General features: G+C 33.5%; 18 protein-coding genes and 1 pseudogene. 18 read left to right on the forward strand and 1 reads right to left on the reverse strand.

What is annotated here, in order from left to right:
- Positions 1-9 precede the first annotated feature (9 nt).
- The 16 genes from J2Z37_RS23355 to J2Z37_RS23430 all read left to right on the forward strand — a co-directional run bounded on the left by J2Z37_RS23355 (position 10) and on the right by J2Z37_RS23430 (position 17,985).
- Entirely contained in the window at positions 10-3,417 is a 3,408-nt protein-coding gene (locus J2Z37_RS23355) for a glycosyltransferase (protein ID WP_209812748.1), read from the forward strand.
- 12 nt (positions 3,418-3,429) lie between these two features.
- Positions 3,430-4,455: a GHMP family kinase ATP-binding protein gene (locus J2Z37_RS23360; protein ID WP_209812749.1), complete on the forward strand. Its 1,026-nt coding sequence runs from the start codon at positions 3,430-3,432 to the stop codon at positions 4,453-4,455.
- Between the two features lies 1 nt (position 4,456).
- Positions 4,457-5,071 carry a D-sedoheptulose-7-phosphate isomerase gene (locus tag J2Z37_RS23365; protein ID WP_342453874.1) on the forward strand — a complete coding sequence of 205 codons (615 nt, stop codon included), beginning with the start codon at positions 4,457-4,459 and terminating at the stop codon, positions 5,069-5,071.
- On the forward strand, positions 5,071-5,769 hold the full coding sequence (locus J2Z37_RS23370) for a nucleotidyltransferase family protein (RefSeq protein ID WP_209812751.1): 699 nt from the start codon (positions 5,071-5,073) through the stop codon (positions 5,767-5,769). The genes J2Z37_RS23365 and J2Z37_RS23370 overlap by 1 nt, the downstream gene beginning before the upstream one ends.
- A complete protein-coding gene (locus J2Z37_RS23375; protein WP_209812752.1) occupies positions 5,759-6,313 on the forward strand; it encodes a D-glycero-alpha-D-manno-heptose-1,7-bisphosphate 7-phosphatase in 555 nt (184 codons plus the stop codon). Before J2Z37_RS23370 ends, J2Z37_RS23375 begins: the two co-directional genes overlap by 11 nt.
- On the forward strand, positions 6,310-8,574 hold the full coding sequence (locus J2Z37_RS23380) for a hypothetical protein (RefSeq protein ID WP_209812753.1): 2,265 nt from the start codon (positions 6,310-6,312) through the stop codon (positions 8,572-8,574). The genes J2Z37_RS23375 and J2Z37_RS23380 overlap by 4 nt, the downstream gene beginning before the upstream one ends.
- Positions 8,575-8,597: 23 nt before the next feature.
- Complete coding sequence (locus J2Z37_RS23385) at positions 8,598-9,956, forward strand: hypothetical protein (protein WP_209812754.1); 1,359 nt, start codon at positions 8,598-8,600, stop codon at positions 9,954-9,956.
- Between the two features lie 13 nt (positions 9,957-9,969).
- Positions 9,970-10,392 carry a sugar 3,4-ketoisomerase gene (locus tag J2Z37_RS23390; protein WP_209812755.1) on the forward strand — a complete coding sequence of 141 codons (423 nt, stop codon included), beginning with the start codon at positions 9,970-9,972 and terminating at the stop codon, positions 10,390-10,392.
- Positions 10,379-10,933 (forward strand): acyltransferase, encoded by a 555-nt coding sequence (locus tag J2Z37_RS23395; protein ID WP_209812756.1) that lies wholly within the window; start codon positions 10,379-10,381, stop codon positions 10,931-10,933. Before J2Z37_RS23390 ends, J2Z37_RS23395 begins: the two co-directional genes overlap by 14 nt.
- On the forward strand, positions 10,930-12,021 hold the full coding sequence (locus J2Z37_RS23400) for a DegT/DnrJ/EryC1/StrS family aminotransferase (RefSeq protein WP_209812757.1): 1,092 nt from the start codon (positions 10,930-10,932) through the stop codon (positions 12,019-12,021). The genes J2Z37_RS23395 and J2Z37_RS23400 overlap by 4 nt, the downstream gene beginning before the upstream one ends.
- Positions 12,008-12,943, forward strand: a complete 936-nt coding sequence (locus J2Z37_RS23405; RefSeq protein ID WP_209812758.1) for a glycosyltransferase family 2 protein — start codon at positions 12,008-12,010, stop codon at positions 12,941-12,943. Before J2Z37_RS23400 ends, J2Z37_RS23405 begins: the two co-directional genes overlap by 14 nt.
- The gene (locus J2Z37_RS23410) at positions 12,927-13,295 is read left to right on the forward strand and encodes a GtrA family protein (protein WP_245204196.1); all 369 of its coding nucleotides are present in this window, start codon (positions 12,927-12,929) and stop codon (positions 13,293-13,295) included. The genes J2Z37_RS23405 and J2Z37_RS23410 overlap by 17 nt, the downstream gene beginning before the upstream one ends.
- 17 nt (positions 13,296-13,312) lie before the next feature.
- Positions 13,313-14,209 carry a glucose-1-phosphate thymidylyltransferase RfbA gene (gene rfbA / locus J2Z37_RS23415; protein WP_209812763.1) on the forward strand — a complete coding sequence of 299 codons (897 nt, stop codon included), beginning with the start codon at positions 13,313-13,315 and terminating at the stop codon, positions 14,207-14,209.
- Between the two features lie 430 nt (positions 14,210-14,639).
- On the forward strand, positions 14,640-15,497 hold the full coding sequence (locus J2Z37_RS23420; protein ID WP_209812760.1) for a methyltransferase domain-containing protein: 858 nt from the start codon (positions 14,640-14,642) through the stop codon (positions 15,495-15,497).
- A gap of 209 nt (positions 15,498-15,706) precedes the next feature.
- On the forward strand, positions 15,707-16,576 hold the full coding sequence (locus J2Z37_RS23425; protein ID WP_209812764.1) for a glycosyltransferase family 2 protein: 870 nt from the start codon (positions 15,707-15,709) through the stop codon (positions 16,574-16,576).
- Positions 16,573-17,985 (forward strand): undecaprenyl-phosphate glucose phosphotransferase, encoded by a 1,413-nt coding sequence (locus J2Z37_RS23430; protein ID WP_209812761.1) that lies wholly within the window; start codon positions 16,573-16,575, stop codon positions 17,983-17,985. Before J2Z37_RS23425 ends, J2Z37_RS23430 begins: the two co-directional genes overlap by 4 nt.
- 108 nt (positions 17,986-18,093) lie before the next feature.
- Here J2Z37_RS23430 and J2Z37_RS23435 read toward each other — a convergent pair whose 3' ends face one another.
- Positions 18,094-18,306: a hypothetical protein gene (locus J2Z37_RS23435; protein WP_209812762.1), complete on the reverse strand. Its 213-nt coding sequence runs from the start codon at positions 18,304-18,306 to the stop codon at positions 18,094-18,096.
- Between the two features lie 86 nt (positions 18,307-18,392).
- Between J2Z37_RS23435 and J2Z37_RS26195 the strand changes: the two genes are divergently transcribed.
- On the forward strand, positions 18,393-18,503 hold the full coding sequence (locus tag J2Z37_RS26195; protein ID WP_425340349.1) for a hypothetical protein: 111 nt from the start codon (positions 18,393-18,395) through the stop codon (positions 18,501-18,503).
- Positions 18,504-18,625: 122 nt separating this feature from the next.
- Positions 18,626-18,982 (forward strand): annotated as a pseudogene (locus J2Z37_RS26200) (UDP binding domain-containing protein); the annotation flags it as partial.
- Between the last annotated feature and the right edge of the window lie 93 nt (positions 18,983-19,075).

Below are 19,075 nucleotides of genomic sequence, written 5' to 3' on the forward strand. Positions count from 1 at the left end.
GAGAAGGTTATGAATTTTACTGGCGAAAGATTTGTTCCAAGTGCAGTAGATGATATAGAACTTGAAATTGAACATCTTCAACGATACTTGTCTGTTGCAGATATGGTTAGAGATAAGGTGGTATTGGATGCTGCATCAGGAGAAGGTTACGGTTCATTTATATTATCGGAAAAAGCTGCGAAAGTTACGGGGATCGATTTAAGTAAAGATGCAGTCGAGCATGCAAGAGAGGCATATAAAAGGTTTAATCTAACTTTTGAATGTGCATCAATTGAAAAATTGCCATTTGAAGATAGTTCCTTTGATATTGTCGTTTCTTTTGAAACGATTGAGCATGTAGATGAGATGATTCAGAAATCATTTTTAAATGAAATTAAAAGAGTGTTAAAAAAGGGTGGATTGTTGATTATGTCCACTCCAAATAAATATATTTATTCAGACCGTGCCAATTATAAAAACGAATTTCATGTTAAAGAATTCTATGAAGAAGAATTCAGAGGATTTTTACGAAATTACTTTCGGTTTATTGACATGTATTATCAAAACCATGAAGTCTATTCGGTTATTAATAATGGTATAGATGAAGGAGCTAAAGCTTTTTATCGGACTAAACAAGAAAACAGTTCAGGAAAATATATGATTGCCATATGCTCAGATCAGGAATTGAAACAAACTACTTCCATAAATTCTATCTATTTAGATGGGAAAGAGCGATTTTTTCATGCAAAACAACGCATTCTTCAACTCCAAGATGAGGTGGAGGAAAGAAATGCACATATCAAGAATTTAGATGAGTTCATTGAATCGAAGGACCGATTAATAAGAGGTTTTCAGGATGAAGTGAAATCTAAAAACGAGGAACTAATTCTTAAATATGTGAAAATTGAAGAATTCTGTACTTGGGCCAAATCCCTAGAGGAGGATCTTAGGAATAAAAATAAAGTGATTGAAGATAAGGAAGAGTTAATAAAAGGCTTGATAGAGGATGTAAAATCAAAAGAAGTTGAGATAGATAGGTTACAAAGAGATTTTACGGAAAAAGTAACTTCTTTTGATGAAAAAGGTAAAGAGAAAGATCAAATTATTAATAATCAGCTAGGCCATATCGAGCAATTATTAGAACAGGAAAGAATCCTAAACGCAAATCAGAAGGGTCACATAGAACAGCTGTTGCAACAAGAACGTATTTTGGATAACATCTATACGTCTGAGGGATGGAAACTCCTACTTAAATTATATAAATTTAGAGATGGAATTTTCCCCAAAAATAGCAAAAGAAAATTATTTGCCAAAATATTGTTTAATGCATTTAAAAATCCAAAACGATTTGCAAGTTATATTAATAAAAATAACATCAAGAAGTTCCGCTATTACCTTAAAACGGACAGTACGGCAATGTTAGAAAACCGCATAGATAATTATGTGGAAAGGAATTCTTCCAATACAGATTCAATGAAAGAACTGCAAATTATCGAACAAACAGACCATTATGAGAAACTTATTTTCAAAAAAGAACTCAACCCATTAGTTTCCATCGTTATACCGGTGTATAACCAATGGAATTTTACTTATTCTTGTTTAAGATCAATTATAGAAAATACGCTTGATATCCCTTATGAAATTATTATTGCTGATGACGTATCTACAGATGAAACAGTTAATATTGCTAATTATGTAGAAAATATTACAGTTATTCGGGATCAGGTAAACAGAGGTTTTTTGTTAAATTGTAATAATGCAGCAAAACATGCTAATGGAAAGTATATCCTTTTTTTAAATAATGACACCAATGTTCAACCAGATTGGTTAAAACATCTAGTTGATCTGATTGAACGCGATGAGACGATCGGAATGGTCGGATCAAAACTTGTTTATAGCGATGGAAGATTGCAAGAAGCTGGTGGTATTATCTGGAATGATGCTAGCGGATGGAACTATGGAAGATTAGATGATCCTGAAAAACCGGAATATAATTATGTGAAAGAAGTCGACTATATCTCTGGTGCATGTATTATGATTCGTTCTGGACTATGGCGTGATCTGGGCGGGTTTGATGACAGATATGTTCCAGCCTATTTCGAAGACTCTGATTTAGCATTTGGGGTAAGAAAGCACGGCTATAAGGTTGTATTACAGCCTAAGTCTGTTGTTGTTCATTTTGAAGGGATTTCTCACGGAACGGATGTAAATAGTGGTGTTAAGAGTTATCAGGTGAAAAACAGGGAAAAGTTTATTGAAAAGTGGAAGGATGTACTTGAAGCAGAACACTTTGAGAATGCAAAAGATGTCTATTTAGCTAGAGATCGGAGTAAAAACAAGAAGACAATTCTTGTAATCGACCATTATGTACCACATTTTGATAAAGATGCAGGGAGTAGAACAACCTATCAGTATTTGAAGATGTTCGTTGATATGGGCTTAAATGTAAAATTTATTGGTGACAATTTCTATAAACATGAACCTTACACTTCTGATCTTCAACAGTTAGGTGTTGAGGTGCTATATGGAAATTGGTACGCAAGTAATATGAGAACGTGGTTAAAGGAAAATGGGAAATATATTAATTATACTTATTTGAATAGACCTCATATTTCTATTAAATATATTGACCTTATTAGAGAATATACTCCATCCAAAATCCTTTATTATGGTCATGATTTACATTATTTAAGAGAGCTGAGGGAATATGAGCTATACCGTAACAAAGAATCATTAAAAGCATCGAATCAATGGAAAGCAATAGAATGGGAACTTTTTAGAAAATCAGATGTGGTTTACTACCCCTCACAGGTTGAAATCGATCATATTGAGCAGGAACTCCCTAATGTAGTGGGAAGGGCAATACCAGCTTATATTTACGAAAATGAAAAAAATGATGTAAAACCAATTGAAAAACGGAGGGATTTGGTATTTGTCGGAGGGTTTGGACATAAGCCGAATACTGATGCGGTTTTATGGTTTACTAATGATATTTTACCTATTGTAAAAGAACAGATTCCAGATATTAAATTTTATATTGTGGGCTCCAATCCACCGGATGTCATCAAAGAGTTGGAATCAGAGGATATCATTATTACGGGATTTGTTTCGGATGATCAACTGGAGGAATTATACAATAATTGTAAGATTGATGTTGTGCCTTTACGATATGGTGCAGGGGTCAAAGGGAAAGTGGTTGAAGCTTTATATCATCGAATCCCAATCATTACAACGAGTGTAGGTGCAGAGGGCCTTCCAAATATTGAGGATTACTTAGTTATTGCCGATAACCCTATTGAATTTGCCAATCAAATTGTCAAAGTTTATACGGATGATTCTATATTAGTTAGACTATCTCAAGGTTCAAAAGAGTATGTTAAAAAATATTTTTCTCCGGAAAGTGTTTTATCAATTATTGAAAAAGACATTAATAGGTGAGGAGATTTGACTATGATTATTCGTTCCAAAGCTCCCTTAAGACTCGGTCTTGCAGGGGGGGGGACAGATGTTTCACCTTATAGCGATGAATATGGTGGACATGTTTTAAACGCTACGATAGATATGTATGCCTATTGTAATATTATAGAAACAAATAATAATAAAATCTCATTTCATGCAGTCGACCGGAATGAATTTTATGAATGTGATTTAACGGATCATATTTTTTTAGATGGATATTTGGATTTGCATAAGGCAATATATAATCGTATTGTTAAAGTATTTAATAATAATCAACCTTTATCGTTAAAAATGACCACTTATTCTGATGCACCCGCAGGGTCAGGTCTAGGATCATCCTCAACTATGGTTGTTGGTATATTGAAGGCCTATGTAGAATGGCTTAATCTACCTTTAGGTGAGTATGATATTGCTCATTTAGCCTACCAAATTGAAAGAATTGATGTTGGTCTTAGTGGAGGAAAGCAAGATCAATATGCAGCGACATTTGGAGGTTTTAACTTTATTGAATTCTATGAAAAAGATCGAGTTATAGTTAATCCCTTGAGGATAAAAAATTGGATAATCAATGAATTAGAAAGTTCAATGCTTTTATATTACACGGGTGTCTCTAGGGAGTCAGCTAAAATTATTGATGAGCAAACCAAAAATGCTAAAGAAAAAAATTCGAAGTCTTTGGAAGCTATGCATGAATTGAAAGCAGATGCACTAGTTATGAAGGAAGCTATTCTAAAGGGTGATATAAAAAACTTCGCTGAATATCTTGGAAAATCCTGGGCTGCAAAAAAAAGAATGGCTTCATCTATTAGCAACAGTAATATAGACAATATTTACGATGTTGCCATTCAATCCGGGGCCTATGCTGGTAAAGTGTCAGGAGCTGGTGGAGGAGGATTTATGATGTTTATTGTGGATCCGGTTAGACGACTACAAGTGATTCGAGAACTTTGTAAACTGGATGGAAAGGTTATGAACTTTCATTTTGTAAAAGATGGTACATTCGGATGGAGGGTTTGAGGTGAAGAATTATATTAAAGAACATATACAAAAATCAATTGAGATTAAACAAGCTATTTTACGGGATGATTATCTTATCCAATTAATAGGAGAGATATCTAATAAGGCAGTTAATGTTTATAAAAGCAATAATAAAATTCTACTAGCTGGTAATGGTGGAAGTGCAGCTGATGCTCAGCATATTGCAGGAGAGTTTGTTAGTCGATTTTATTTCGATAGGCCTGGATTACCTGCAATGGCCCTTACTACAGATTCTTCAGTTATGACAGCTATTGGAAATGATTATGGATATGAAAATCTCTTTTCAAGACAGGTACAGGCAAATGGTGTAGAGGGAGATATGTTTTTAGGTATTTCCACATCAGGAAATTCGCCCAACGTAATTAAGGCTTTAGAAGAATGTAAAAAGATTGGAATTATCACTGTTGGCTTAACCGGTATAACAGGAGGGGAAATGGGAGAACTTTGTGATTATTGCATTAAGGTGCCTTCCATGGAAACGCCTAGGATCCAGGAATCTCACATACTTGTTGGACATATTATATGCTCGATAGTTGAAAAAGAGATTTTTGGGAGACCATTAAATAATAAAAAAGATATGGGTGTGGAAGTTTAATGGAAGTGATTATTCTTGCTGGGGGATTTGGAACCCGTTTAAAGTCTGTTGTTCCAGACCTTCCGAAGCCAATGGCACCAGTAGCCAATCGCCCCTTTTTAACCTATATATTTGAATATCTAAAAAAACAGGGTGTAACAAGAGCAATTCTGTCTACAGGATATAAACATGAAGTTATTCATTCTTTTTTTGGTGAAAGCTATAAGGGGATTTCAATAGACTACTCTGTGGAATACGAGCCTTTAGGTACAGGTGGAGCTATTAAGAAGGCACTAGATTTAGTAAATAATGACCAAGCATTTGTTTTAAATGGGGATACTTTTTTTGATGTTAATTTAATGGAACTTTTGAAGTTCCATCTTGGTTATAAGGCTGATTTAACGTTATCACTCAAGACAATGGAGGAATTTGATCGGTATGGGGTGGTATTAACTTCAGACGATAAGGTTATACGGTTTGAAGAAAAAAGGTATGTTCCTGTAGGGAACATCAATGGTGGAGTTTACCTAGTAAATCGTAATCTGTTTGATGATAAAATATGGCCAGATAAATTTTCTTTTGAGGCTGATTTCTTAGAAAGAGATTTTGGGAGACAGAGTTTTTATGGCTTTATCTCTGATGGATATTTTATTGACATTGGAATTCCTAGCGATTTTGAAAAAGCACAATTGGAGTTGCCCCGAATCTATGAAGAATAAAGCATTATTTCTTGACCGTGACGGTGTAATTAATGTTGAAAAGAATTATGTATATAGAATTGAGGATTTTGAGTTTATTGATGGTGTGTTTGAAACGTTAAAGTATTTCCAGGATCAAGGATATTTGCTTATTATTATTACAAATCAGGCTGGAATTGGAAGAGGGTATTATACAGAAGAAGACTTTCATATTCTAAATGGTTGGATGTTAGCTGAACTTAATCGCAAAGGAATTAACATTAGTAAAGTCTACTTTTGTCCATATCATCCTAAACATGGAATTGGAAAGTATAAAAAAGATAGTAATTACAGGAAACCCAGACCTGGTATGCTCCTAGAAGCAATAATTGATTTTGATATAGACATAACAAATTCCATCCTAATTGGTGATAGGATAACAGATATTGAGGCGGGAATAGCTGCTGGAATTACTGAAACCTTTCTAATTACTAAAGATGAAAATGTTAGTAAAAATGGTGAATCATATAATACAAATGTTATAAAAGATATTAGGGATCTCTTAATAAAAAGGAGAAATAAATGAAGAATTATCTTGAACCATATATAAATCAATTAGCTTCTCTTTTAAGTCGAAAGTATTCGGTTAAATTCTTTTTAATTGCTGTATTAATCATTTTTTCCTCCTTGGTGTTCCAATTAATACCTATTAAGACAATTCTAATTGATGTTTATTCTTGGCATTTAATTCAACCTGCGTCCTATCAAGGTGGTGTTGAATTAATAGCAACCTATTTGTTATTAATATTAACAGTAGTTTTCTTTAAAAATAATAAAGTTGCTACCTTGTTTTCCGTAGTAACCATTAGTTTTCTTTACCTAAGAATGCATCAAGCCTTTGTTCCAACAATACTTGCTTTGTTCTATTTTGAAATAATCTTTTCAATAGGTTGTTTCGTATTACGAATTCTTAAATTAAAAGAACAGTATAGAGGTTTAAGTGATTACTATGAATATTTTGTTGTTGGCTTTTCTTTATTTATGTTTTTTACTATAACAATATCCTTTTTTAACTACGGTGGATTTAATGAAGTGAGAATCCTTTTATGTTTACTAGGCATATTAAGTTTAACTAAGGGTGTGAACAAGCCATTTAGTCAAAGAGTATTTGTTAGCTTCTATAATAGTCCGATAAGAGTGAAGGCAGGAGCATTGTTTTTATTTATCATTATTTTAATGCAATTTGCGAAATCTGCATGGTCTATTGACTATGATTCCGTTTGGTATGGGTTAAGACCTGAATTAGTATTGATTGGAGAGAATTCATTTTATGACAGTCTAGGATTAGTTCAATTTGTACATTATTATCCCAAATTATATGAATTGTTTTTAGTTCCTGTTAGCAATTTAGGGGATTATAGTTTTATTTATGCTGTAACAACTTTATTTTTATGTCTTCTTTTTTGTTTAATATATTCTTTTGCATTGTTATTTACTAGAACAAAGTTTGAGGCCATTTTTATAACTTTATTAATAGGAAGTTTGCCTGCTATTGTTAACATGGGATCTACTGCAAAAACGGATCTGTTCACAACTTTTTTCACTCTATTAGCTGCGTATTATTTTGTGAAATGGATAAAAGATAGGAATATTAGCATACTTTATGGGACAATAGCTTCAATATTGTCATTTGGCGGTAAAGTAACAAGTTTTATTTTTACACCCTTGGTAATAATGGGTTTTCTTTTTGCTATCTTCTTCTATTTGAAAAATAATAATTATTTTTACTCTGATATAAAAAGTCTAGCTAGGGGGAGAAAATCAAATTTTTATGCCTACTCAGTATTACTTTTTGTTGCACTAATCTCTTTATTTGGGATTTGTTTTCGTACCTACACTTTAACAGGGTATCCAACCTATCCTGTCCTTACGGGGTTGTGGAGTAAACTAGGTTTTGAAGTAAAGTATCCATTATCCAGTGAGCATACACATGATTTTGAGTTCGGAGGATTATCTTATATTGCTGATCGATGGATTAATCTATTGTTTAATCCTAAAGATTATGGGCATGTTATAATGTTATGGCCTGGGAATTTAACATTTTATATATTCTTGATATCTGTAGTGTTGATATTTATAAATTATAATAGGTTTAATACTAGAAGCAAGCCGGTATTATTAATATCTATCCCAATAATATTTGGAGGGGCTTTATTTGCGACCTTCTTACCAAACGGAGGGGATGGTAATTACTATATTCCGGCACTTATTCTTGCAACATTAGTCTTTTATATTCCACTTACTACAACTTCCAGACAGTTAAAAGTGGCCATAATGGCTGGTCTCATTTTATTTATACCTTTGCAATTTACTTTAACGTTAGTCTCCCATTCCTCATGGGCATGGGGAACAGATAGTTTTGAACTAAATTTGAATAAATCAATATTTGATTCACAGGAGAAAAATGACAATTTATTAAGAAGTGTAGGTTTATGGGAAATAAAGGAGTATCTTGATAAAAATCAGCGATGGTCAAGAATGGTTGGATTTGGAGATGAGCAAGTTCTGCATAGACTTCCCACTAGATTTGAACATATTCCAGGTATAGGGTCGGAATTCCTTGGAAACCCAAAATTGATTGAAGATGAAAGTGATTTCCTAGATTTTTTGAAATGGGCGCAAATTAATTATTTAATTTTCCCTATTGATGACAAGGAATTGAGAACATCGCCAGTTTATCAATCTGTTTTTAACGTTTTTGATCGACTCTCTTTAAATCCTAAAGTAATTAAGGTTCAATCAGAAAAATACATTTTATTAGATATTACATTAATCCAGTCTAATTAAAATAGCTTCTAAGGGGAATTTTAATGAAAGTTTGGTACTTCAAGAATAAATATAACAATTTGTTCTTGTTAACAGTTTATTTAATGTCCTTAATAATATTTTTTTATTTTTTAAGACAAAATTCTGCAGAGAGTTACTATGATGAGTTGAGTTATTTGAACTTTAGTCAAGGTATACTATCAAATGGGTTATTTAATACCGGCGATCCATTAAGAACATACTTATATCCATTGATCATTTCAATGGTCAGTATTTTCTCGAATGGTAATCCCATAGTAATTAAGGTAATTATAAGTTTGTTTCAATATATCTTATATGCATTTACGATATTTATATTCTCAAAGTCAATTTATTTGAAGACAAATAATAAAATCCATTTTTTTATTATTATTTTTGCTGGGATGTTAAATCCATATTTGATTCAAGCAACAACTTTACTTTTAACCGATTTGATTTCATCTTGTTTAATTATTATCGCTCTAGTAATTTATGCAAATGATAATTTTATCAAATTTAGGAATATGTGCATTTTATTTTTTCTTATTTATAGCTCTATAATGATACGACCATCAAATTTAATTTTTTTGATTGGATTTATTATTGTAGTGTTGGTTTCTCTTAGAAAAGACGTTAATTTTAAATTTTATAAATTTGTATTGGCATCGATTTCAATGTTATTTGTGTTTTTCCCCCAATTTTATATGAATGTAGTTTTTTTTAATCATTGGACGCCCCTTGTTCATGAAAATTTATATGAGTCACAAACTAAGTGGGCTGTTCAATTTTTGAAGTATGGAAGTGTTGTCATTACTGGTGAAACACCTCAACTTTATTATCTAAATCCATTTCAATTAAATAATGAAACTACCTTCTTTGATACAGTTTTAAGTGAGCCTTTTATTGCGAGTTTCTTATTTCTTGCTCATGTTTTTGGGATTTTGGATTGGGGTTATACCGATACCTATATTAGAGAATATTATCATACCAATAGATTGTTTTCGTCTCTATTTTTATATACATGTTGGTATTTTATATTTATTGGTATTTATCTAGTTATTTTAAAGCGGCAAATATATCTAAACAAAAGACTGAATAGGATAATTGGTGCAGTTTTAGTATTGGCAATGATATTTATTGTCTTTATTGGAACTACTTGTGTAGAATCAAGATTTGGATATCCGTTATTTATAATGTTACTACCTTTATTAACGTTAGCCTATGATTTTATTATTAGCATAAAGTACAAGAAGAGCAGATTCGTTATTATACTTATTTTATATTTGTTATTTTTGGCTTTATTCTTTTGTATATCTTTTTATCTTGATATACAAACAAGCAGGATTAATTGGTTTGAACATCTTAACATAAATTTTATTAAATAAGGAGTGAGTGGGAATGGTAGATGATATTCAACAAAGTAAAATTATAGAAATTGTTGAATTAGGAGATGAGAGAGGGCTTCTATCTGTTATAGAAGGTAACTTGACAATACCTTTTGATGTTAAGAGAGTTTTTTATATATATGGTACAAAGGAAGGAATTCGAAGGGGATTTCACGCACATTACAAGACAAGACAAGCTCTGATAAGTGTATCGGGATCATGTAAAGTATATCTTGATGACCTAAAAAGAAAAGATAATGTAACATTAGATTCACCGAAAAAAATCTTGATTTTAGAACCAAATGATTGGCATGAAATGTATGATTTCTCGCCAGACTGTGTTTTGCTAGTATTAGCCTCCCATTATTATGATCCGGAAGACTATATTAGAGACTACGATAAGTTTGTGGAGGTGTATGGAAATGGAATTCTATAAACATCCACAAGCTTTAGTTGAGTCGAATAATATAGGGAAGGATACACGTATTTGGGCATTTGCACATATCTTACCAAATGCTGTTATTGGTGATAATTGTAATATCAATGATCATTCGTTTATTGAAAACGACGTAATTATTGGAAACAATGTTACGGTTAAATCAGGTGTGTATATTTGGGATGGTGCTAGAATTGCTGATAATGTATTCATCGGCCCTAATGTAACTTTTACCAATGATCTTAATCCACGTTCTAAGCAATATCCAAGTAAGTTTGAACAAATTATTATTGAAGAATGGGCTTCAATTGGCGCTAACTCTACTATTATAGCTGGAAATCGTATCGGCAAGTATGCCATGATTGGGGCGGGATCAGTCGTTACTAAGGATATTCCAGCTTACACATTATGGTATGGAAACCCAGCAGTTTTTCGAGGTTACGTGTGTTCGTGTGGGAAGAAGTTAAATGAGAAATTAGTGTGCATTACTTGCGGAAAAGACTATTTATTAACGAATAATGGATTGGGGGAGAAAAAATGATTCCTTTTCTAGATTTAAAAGAAATCAATATGAGACATGTAAAAGAAATCCAAGAGGCCCTAAATAAAGTGTTGCATTCTGGCTGGTACATTTTAGGGAAGGAAGTAGAATTGTTTGAGAAGGAGTATGGAGAGTATTGCGGTACCGAGCACTGTATAGGTGTGGCAAACGGATTGGACGCTTTGAGTCTCATTATTAAAGCTTATGGGTTCGGTGAAGGAGATGAGATTATTGTTCCTTCTAATACCTATATCGCCTCTATTTTAGCTATATCATACAATGGCGCCACTCCGATTTTAGTCGAACCGGATCCAACTACGTTTAATATTGATCCGACAAAAATTGAAAAAAAAATAACTGCAAAAACTAAGGCTTTCATGGTTGTCCATTTATATGGTCAATCATGTGATATGGATCCTATTTGTAACTTAGCCGAAAAATACAACTTAAAAATTATTGAGGACTGCGCCCAAGCCCACGGTGCCATTTATAATGGCAAGAGAGTGGGGAATCTTGGTCATGCTGCCGGATTTAGCTTCTACCCAGGAAAGAATTTGGGAGCATTGGGTGATGCAGGTGCTATCACAACGAATGACGAAGAATTAGCTACTAGAATAAGGGCTATTAGAAATTATGGATCACATAAGAAGTACTTTAATATGTTTAAAGGAGTTAATAGCCGTTTAGATGAACTACATGCAGCGGTTCTAAGAGTAAAGCTGCCTTATCTAGATCAAGATAATGAGTCTAGAAGAGAGATAGCCAAGTTTTACCTTGATAATATTAGTAACCATAGAATTAGTTTGCCTAGGTATGAATTCGGAGAAAAATCACATGTTTGGCACCTTTTTGTAATTAGAAGTGAAGAACGAGAAAAACTCCAACAATACCTCAGTGAGAGGGGAATACAAACCTTAATTCATTACCCCATTCCCCCACACAAACAGGAAGCATATAAGGAATGGATAGGTCATCAATATGATATTTCGGAGTTGCTTCACCAGCAGGTACTAAGTTTACCTATTAGTCCGGTAATGTCATTGGATGAGGCCAAGATAGTGGTGGAGGCCTTAAATGACTATAAATAGATTTTTGTTTTCAATTGTTGTCCCAATATATTATAATGCCTTAAATATTCCATATACTGTTCCTAAATTACAAAAGCTTCAAGATTTAATTCCTGATTGTGATTTGGAACTAATTTTCGTCGATGACGGATCAGGGGATAATTCCTTAGAGTTACTTCTAAAGGAGAAACAGAAGGATTCTAGAATTAAAGTTATAAAGTTAAGCAAAAACTTTGGTTCGATGGCCGCAATTCAGGCAGGTCTGAATTTGGCTAATGGGGATTGTGTAGGTGTCATTTCGGCAGATCTTCAGGATCCACCAGAACTATTTGCAGATATGATCACCAAGTGGAAAAGCGGAAAAAAAATTGTAATGGCTACAAGAGAAGATAGGGAAGAGTCCTTCTCTCAAAAATTATTTTCAAATACGTATTATTCTCTAATGAACAAATTTGCAATTAAAAATTACCCAATCGGTGGATTCGATTTTGTTCTAATGGATCAACAAGTAGTAATGGAACTAAACAGAATTAATGAAAAGAATACAAATATCATGTCATTAATTTTTTGGTTAGGACATGAACAAGAAACAATCCCTTATGTTCGTCAACAGAGACAAGTAGGTAAGTCAAGGTGGACGCTTAGTAAAAAAATAAAGCTATTTATCGATTCATTTGTTAGCTTTTCCTTTGCTCCAATTCGATTTATGTCAGCAATAGGTTTAGTTACAGCTATGCTTAGTTTTTTGTATGGCCTATTTATTATCATATTTGCCTTGTTTGGGGAGTTTAAGGTCGAAGGTTGGGCTACGATTATTTCAATAATTACTTTTCTACTTGGCTTAATTATGATGATGTTAGGAATTATAGGAGAATATCTCTGGAGAATCTTAGATGAAACAAGAAATCGACCAGGGTACATCATTGATGAAATATATAAGTAATGAATTTTTTCGATTCGTATTAGTTGGAATTCTAAATACAGCGGCCACGTATATCATTTATCTTTTGTTTTTGTATTTATTTAATCATAATATTTCATACACTATTGCATATATCTTGGGGATACTAATTGGATATTTTTTGAATTCGAAAATCACCTTTAGGGTTGAGTTGACCCTTAAGAAATTTATTCAATTTCCCTTGGTCTATTTAATTCAATATCTAATTAATTTAGTTATGTTAAATGTATTAATATTTAATTTAGATGTAGATAAACGAATTGCGCCATTGTTAGTTATTATAATTTCCATTCCTATAACCTTTATATTAAGTAAAGTAATACTAAAAAGATGATCGGAGAGGAAGAAGCTATGAAAGGCATTATTCTTGCAGGTGGAAGTGGCACCCGCTTGTACCCATTAACTAAAGCTGTTTCCAAGCAGCTACTTCCAGTTTACGACAAACCAATGATTTACTATCCTTTGTCCGTTCTTATGCTATCTGGAATTCAGGACATTCTTATAATATCTACCCCTGAAGATACCCCTCGATTTCAGCAATTATTAGGTGATGGATCAAATTTAGGTATTCAATTATCTTACGCCGTTCAACCAACTCCTGACGGATTGGCACAAGCTTTTATTATTGGTGAAGAATTTATTGGTGAAGACAGCGTTGCTTTGATATTAGGAGACAATATATATTATGGTCAAGGATTCACCAAAATTTTACAAAGTGCGGCTGGCAAAGAGAGTGGTGCAACCGTATTTGGTTATTATGTTAGTGATCCCGAACGATTTGGTGTGGTTGAATTTGATGGAAGCAGAACGGCAATATCTATTGAAGAAAAACCAGTTTTCCCAAAATCTAATTATGCAGTAACAGGATTGTATTTCTATGATAATAGAGTCGTGGAGATTGCCAAAAGTATTAATCCTTCCAGTCGTGGTGAACTAGAGATCACCGATATTAATAAAGTTTATTTAGAGTCTGGTGAATTGACAGTTGAAATTTTGGGACGTGGATTTGCTTGGTTAGATTCAGGAACTCATGAATCTCTATTAGAAGCTTCCCAGTTCATTGAAACGATTGAAAAACGTCAAAGTCTAAAGGTCGCTTGTTTAGAGGAAATTGCTTATTATATGGGATATATTTCTCGTGAACAGTTGCTGAATTTAGCCGAGCCTATGATGAAAAATCAATACGGGCAATATATGGTGCGTGTAGCGAATAGTCCAAGAAAAACTTTGCATCTTATAGAAATGTAGTTTTATATGAATTTAATTGCAACTAAACTTAGCGGTTTGCCAATTATTGAACCTACCGTTTTTACAATAGACTTATCCCAAGTTATAATAGAACAATTGATGCAAACTAAAATGTAGCGGAGTATACCATGCTTCAAATAACGAGTTCTGTTCCTGGTATGAATTTGCAACGCTGAAGAAGTGAGTTTACATCACATTAAGGTAAATCCTGTCACCACTGATGATTTTCTATAACCTGCCGCTCGTCCTGTTATTTAGTTGTGGATAACATGTGTATTCGTTTAAATTGTTTTAAAACCATCCACCCTGAAGGGAATCACTTAAAGTATTTGTATATGAATTTATTAAAAGACTTTTTCCGAGAGAATGATTTGATTTAATAGCTTATTCAATTGCATTGCTGTACAAAAAAAAAAATCAGGTGGTATACGTGAGTAATTTTTGTCCAACTTGTTTAAATAAGGAATACATTTTTGTGAAAAATGTAAATGAGTTTGACTATTTTCAGTGTATAAATTGTGAAATGATATATATTCAAAATGATGTAATGGAACAGGTAGATGAGGGGAAAGTTTTAGTTGCGTATAAAGAAGAATATTGGCAAGAGGAACTCCGAAGTGCTCATGAAAGATCATACGGTATTGCTCTGGCTCGAATGGCAGAAGCTTTCTACTACTCCAGAATTCCGGTTCATAAATTTTTAGATATAGGAACGGGACCAGGTTACTTTCTAGATGCTGTAGCAAAATACCTTCCGAATAGTAAAGAAAAATTTTATGGTATCGAAAAATTCCCACCTAAAGAGCAGTATTATTCTCAATCTAAAAATTATATCATCGGTGATTTATGTAATTTAGAAATAAAGTTTGATGCAGGAATGTGTATTGAAGTTGCTGAACATCTAACTCCTAAAATGCTGAAAGGGTTGATAAAAGATCTGGCAAATATATCAAACAAGGGTGCATTATATATTTTTAATACTGGTATGCCAGAATACGTTTTAAATGAAGATCTTAATTATTTAGACCCCTTAATAAGGGGACATATAGCGAGTTATTCAATAAAATCTATCAAAATATTGGCAGAGGAGTTAGGGTTTAGCGTTTTTCCGCTTAAAGGGAAAACTTGGGCATTTGTTCTTGAATATTTATCTCAAAGTAGTTCGGAAGAAAATATTCAAGATAGGATTTGGTCGGCATTAAACCACAATATGAATATTTTGTCTGATAAAGATATGGGAACTGTTTTAAAAGTTCTCGGTTTAGATACTAGTAGAGCATATGGGTAGATTAAAGGGTGGATATAAATATCATTAAAATGTCACAAAGTAAAGATACGTCAAATAATCCTCATATTAAGGGAGGGATTGTTGACGCTTATCAAAAAAGCACCTCAAAGTAGGTGTTTTTTTCTTTTGTAAATATTTTTCTGCCGAAAAGGTCGATGAAAAGTGATATACTGATATGTGACAAAAATCAACAAAGAGGACTTGTTATGATAGACCTTAGTATAATTCTTGTGAACTACAATACGAAAGCTTTGACACTACAGGCGATTGGATCTGTTTTCAAATCGAAAACGAATTATAATATAGAAACCATTGTGGTTGATAATGGATCTACAGAAGTAGGATTGTTTGAGGAAACATCTAGTCTTTATCCACAGGTTATCTATATCCAAAACGAAGGTAATTTGGGTTTTTCTAAGGCGAACAATATTGGTATTCGTAGATCAAAGGGCAGGTATATCTTACTTCTAAACTCTGATACTGTGGTCCAGGAAAATACATTTAACATCGTAATTGAATATATGGATAGAAATACAAGCACCGGCGCATGTGGTTGTAAAGTAGTTCTGCAAAATGGTTCGTTAGATAAAGCATGCAAACGAGGGTTTCCTACACCTGAAGCATCTGCCTATTTCATGTTAGGCCTTCATAAGCTTTTTCCTCGGGTTCCAAAATTCAATCAATATCAGCTGGGGCACCTTAAACCAGACGAGGAACATGAGGTAGATAGTTTAGTAGGGGCATTTATGGTTGTTCGTAGGGAGGCCATGGAGCAGGTTGGTTTACTTGATGAGAATTTTTTCATGTACGGGGAAGATATTGATTGGTGCTATAGAATTAAGGGGGCTGGTTGGAAGATAAAATATTATCCAAAGACAAGTATCCTTCATCTAAAAGGTGCAAGCAGCAAAAAAAAGCCTATAAAAATTATTTATGAGTTCCATCGTGCCATGTGGTTGTTCTATAATAAACACTATAGGAATAAATACCCATTATACGTCACAGGTCTTGTATATATTGGTATCTCGCTTAAATTAGCCTTTTCTATTATTGTTAACAAAATGAAGGTGAAATCATGATAAGAGGAAAAGAAAAATTCTTGACTCAGTCCTATGCAATGGCTGACTTTATCATTATTCAGCTCGCTTTTGTCGTTGCATGGTTTTTGAAATTTGAATCGGGATTGTTGGATTTTGAATCCCATTTAAGTTTTACGGTTTATGGCTTTTGGGCCGGAGTATATGGAACATTCGCCATAGCTACAGGTTATATGGTATCCTTTTATGTTCCGAAAAGAAGAAAAAGATTTGCCTTTGAAGTTGGTAAGGTCATTCAAGTCCACGTCATTAGTATGCTTTTTTTATTAAGTTTTCTTTTTTTGTATAAAGAGGTAGATATATCTCGTGCCTTTTTGGCCTTATTTTTAGCAGTTAATATCATATTTATTCTTTCTTTCCGGCTTATTCTTAAAACGGGGCTAAAAAGATTCAGAAGAAAAGGTTTTAATAAACAATATATTCTTATACTCGGCGCAGGAGTGTTAGGTAGAAAATTTCATGATAATGTGAAATCATATCCGGAACTCGGATATGAAGTTGTAGGCTTTTTGGATGATTATCTAGAGGTTCATCTAAATGAAGACAAGCATCGGTATAAGCCAATAATAGGTAAAGTGGATCAATTGTCATTGATTCTTGAGGAGCGAAAGTTAATAGATGAAGTAATCATTGCCCTTCCATTGAGTGCTCATAAAAAGTATCGTCAAATTATAGGCATATGTGAAAAAGCGGGTGTGAAAGCATTAATCATTCCTGATTTTTATGATTATTTACCGGCTGAACCTTCTTTTGATAATTTTGCTGGTATGCCCTTGATTAATATCCGGGATATTCCCCTCGATGAAGTTTCAAACCGATTTTGGAAAAGAGCATTTGATATTGTGTTTTCTCTAATAGCCATCATGATCACATTACCAATCATGATTTTGATTGCTATTGGGATCAAGTTAACTTCTCCCGGACCTATTTTATTTAAACAGGAACGGGTTGGTTTAAACAGAAGAATGTTTAAAATGTATAAGTTTCGTTCCATGCATGTTTCTACTCATAATGTTTCTGATACGGTTTGGACGACTGAAAACGACTCACGTAGGACAAAGTTTGGATCGTTCTTAAGGAGAACAAGCCTGGACGAACTGCCTCAATTCTTTAATGTTTTATTTGGGGACATGAGTGTTGTAGGTCCTCGTCCGGAACGTCCCTTTTTTGTGGAGCAATTTAAGGAAGATATTCCCAAGTACATGATAAAGCATCAAGTACGTCCTGGCATTACAGGTTGGGCACAGGCCAATGGATTGCGGGGGGATACTTCTATAGAAGACCGAATATACCATGATATTTTCTATATAGAAAATTGGACGTTATTGTTTGATATAAAGATTATATTGAAGACGATCGTAAATGGGTTTATGAATAAAAATGCTTATTGATGTGGTAATGCCAAATAAATTTTTAGCCCGAAAAAGTTAAATCCCGACGTGTGGTTGTCCACCGCGTTGGGATTATTTTGTAAGACTTTGGCGGCCCGCTGGATATCTCTACCAAGGGATATTATTCATATAATCATTTCGAAGAATAGGCAGTAATTTTGTTTTAATGGGTAGTGGTATTTCTTTTAATTTCATATTATCAATTTTAAAGATCTCCTGGTCGTCCACTTTGATTTTTACAGCCAATTCCTTTGCAGTGTAATAGCAATCTTTTCGAAGTTCTTTAATGGTTTTGTTTCGATTTCTAAATTCAAAGAACACTACCATCACTCCTTTACGGGTCAATTTTAAAGGAGTTGAATAAAAAGATCAATACACTACAGAGAATGTCCAGGGGGGAGCACATCATGAAAATAACCATCGCAGGAACGGGCTATGTAGGCTTATCGAATGCTATTTTGTTGGCCCAACACAATAAGGTTATTGCTGTAGATATTATTCAGGAAAAAGTAATTTGATTAACAATAGAAAATCAATGCAAAGATTGAAGCGTATTTGGCAACCAAAGAATTAGACTTAACAGCGACTACGGATAATTATATAGCATTCAAAGATGCTGAGTATGTCATCATCTCTACACCTTTTGGCTAATTATAATGATGTTCCCAATAACATTATGCAAGCTATAGTAGACTCAAATCGTACCAGAAAGGACCATATTGCAGATATGATCCTAGCTAGGAAACCTAAGACTATAGGGATTTATCGGTTAACGATGAAAATGGATTCCGATAACTTCAGGCAGTCTTCCATCCAAGGAGTGATGAAACGGATAAAAGCCAAGGGGATTGAGATGATGGTATACGAACCGGCCTTGGATGCCGAAGAATTTTTTAATTCCCGGGTAGTCAGGAATTTTGAAGAGTTTAAGGAGATTAGTGACGTCATTGTGGCTAATCGTTTATCGAATGAGATAAGGGATGTGGAAGCGAGGGTGTTACTGACGCGCTATAATGCCCGTAAATTGACGGTTTTAAATGACCTTAATTTGACGGGCATCTTGACCAGAAGGGAGGTGGGAAATCCACCT

This window comes from Ammoniphilus resinae (assembly GCF_017873965.1).
In the GTDB taxonomy this organism is placed as follows: Bacteria; Bacillota; Bacilli; order Aneurinibacillales; family RAOX-1; genus Ammoniphilus_A; species Ammoniphilus_A resinae.

Excerpts from the sequence above, each read along its gene's own strand:
- J2Z37_RS23355 (WP_209812748.1), top strand. The coding sequence starts at position 10 with ATGAATTTTACTGGCGAAAGATTTGTTCCAAGTGCAGTAGATGATATA.
- J2Z37_RS23360 (WP_209812749.1), top strand. The coding sequence starts at position 3,430 with ATGATTATTCGTTCCAAAGCTCCCTTAAGACTCGGTCTTGCAGGGGGG.
- J2Z37_RS23370 (WP_209812751.1), top strand. The coding sequence starts at position 5,071 with ATGGAAGTGATTATTCTTGCTGGGGGATTTGGAACCCGTTTAAAGTCT.
- J2Z37_RS23375 (WP_209812752.1), top strand. The coding sequence starts at position 5,759 with ATGAAGAATAAAGCATTATTTCTTGACCGTGACGGTGTAATTAATGTT.
- J2Z37_RS23380 (WP_209812753.1), top strand. The coding sequence starts at position 6,310 with ATGAAGAATTATCTTGAACCATATATAAATCAATTAGCTTCTCTTTTA.
- J2Z37_RS23385 (WP_209812754.1), top strand. The coding sequence starts at position 8,598 with ATGAAAGTTTGGTACTTCAAGAATAAATATAACAATTTGTTCTTGTTA.
- J2Z37_RS23390 (WP_209812755.1), top strand. The coding sequence starts at position 9,970 with ATGGTAGATGATATTCAACAAAGTAAAATTATAGAAATTGTTGAATTA.
- J2Z37_RS23395 (WP_209812756.1), top strand. The coding sequence starts at position 10,379 with ATGGAATTCTATAAACATCCACAAGCTTTAGTTGAGTCGAATAATATA.
- J2Z37_RS23400 (WP_209812757.1), top strand. The coding sequence starts at position 10,930 with ATGATTCCTTTTCTAGATTTAAAAGAAATCAATATGAGACATGTAAAA.
- J2Z37_RS23405 (WP_209812758.1), top strand. The coding sequence starts at position 12,008 with ATGACTATAAATAGATTTTTGTTTTCAATTGTTGTCCCAATATATTAT.
- J2Z37_RS23410 (WP_245204196.1), top strand. The coding sequence starts at position 12,927 with ATGAAATATATAAGTAATGAATTTTTTCGATTCGTATTAGTTGGAATT.
- rfbA (WP_209812763.1), top strand. The coding sequence starts at position 13,313 with ATGAAAGGCATTATTCTTGCAGGTGGAAGTGGCACCCGCTTGTACCCA.
- J2Z37_RS23430 (WP_209812761.1), top strand. The coding sequence starts at position 16,573 with ATGATAAGAGGAAAAGAAAAATTCTTGACTCAGTCCTATGCAATGGCT.
- J2Z37_RS26195 (WP_425340349.1), top strand. The coding sequence starts at position 18,393 with ATGAAAATAACCATCGCAGGAACGGGCTATGTAGGCTTATCGAATGCT.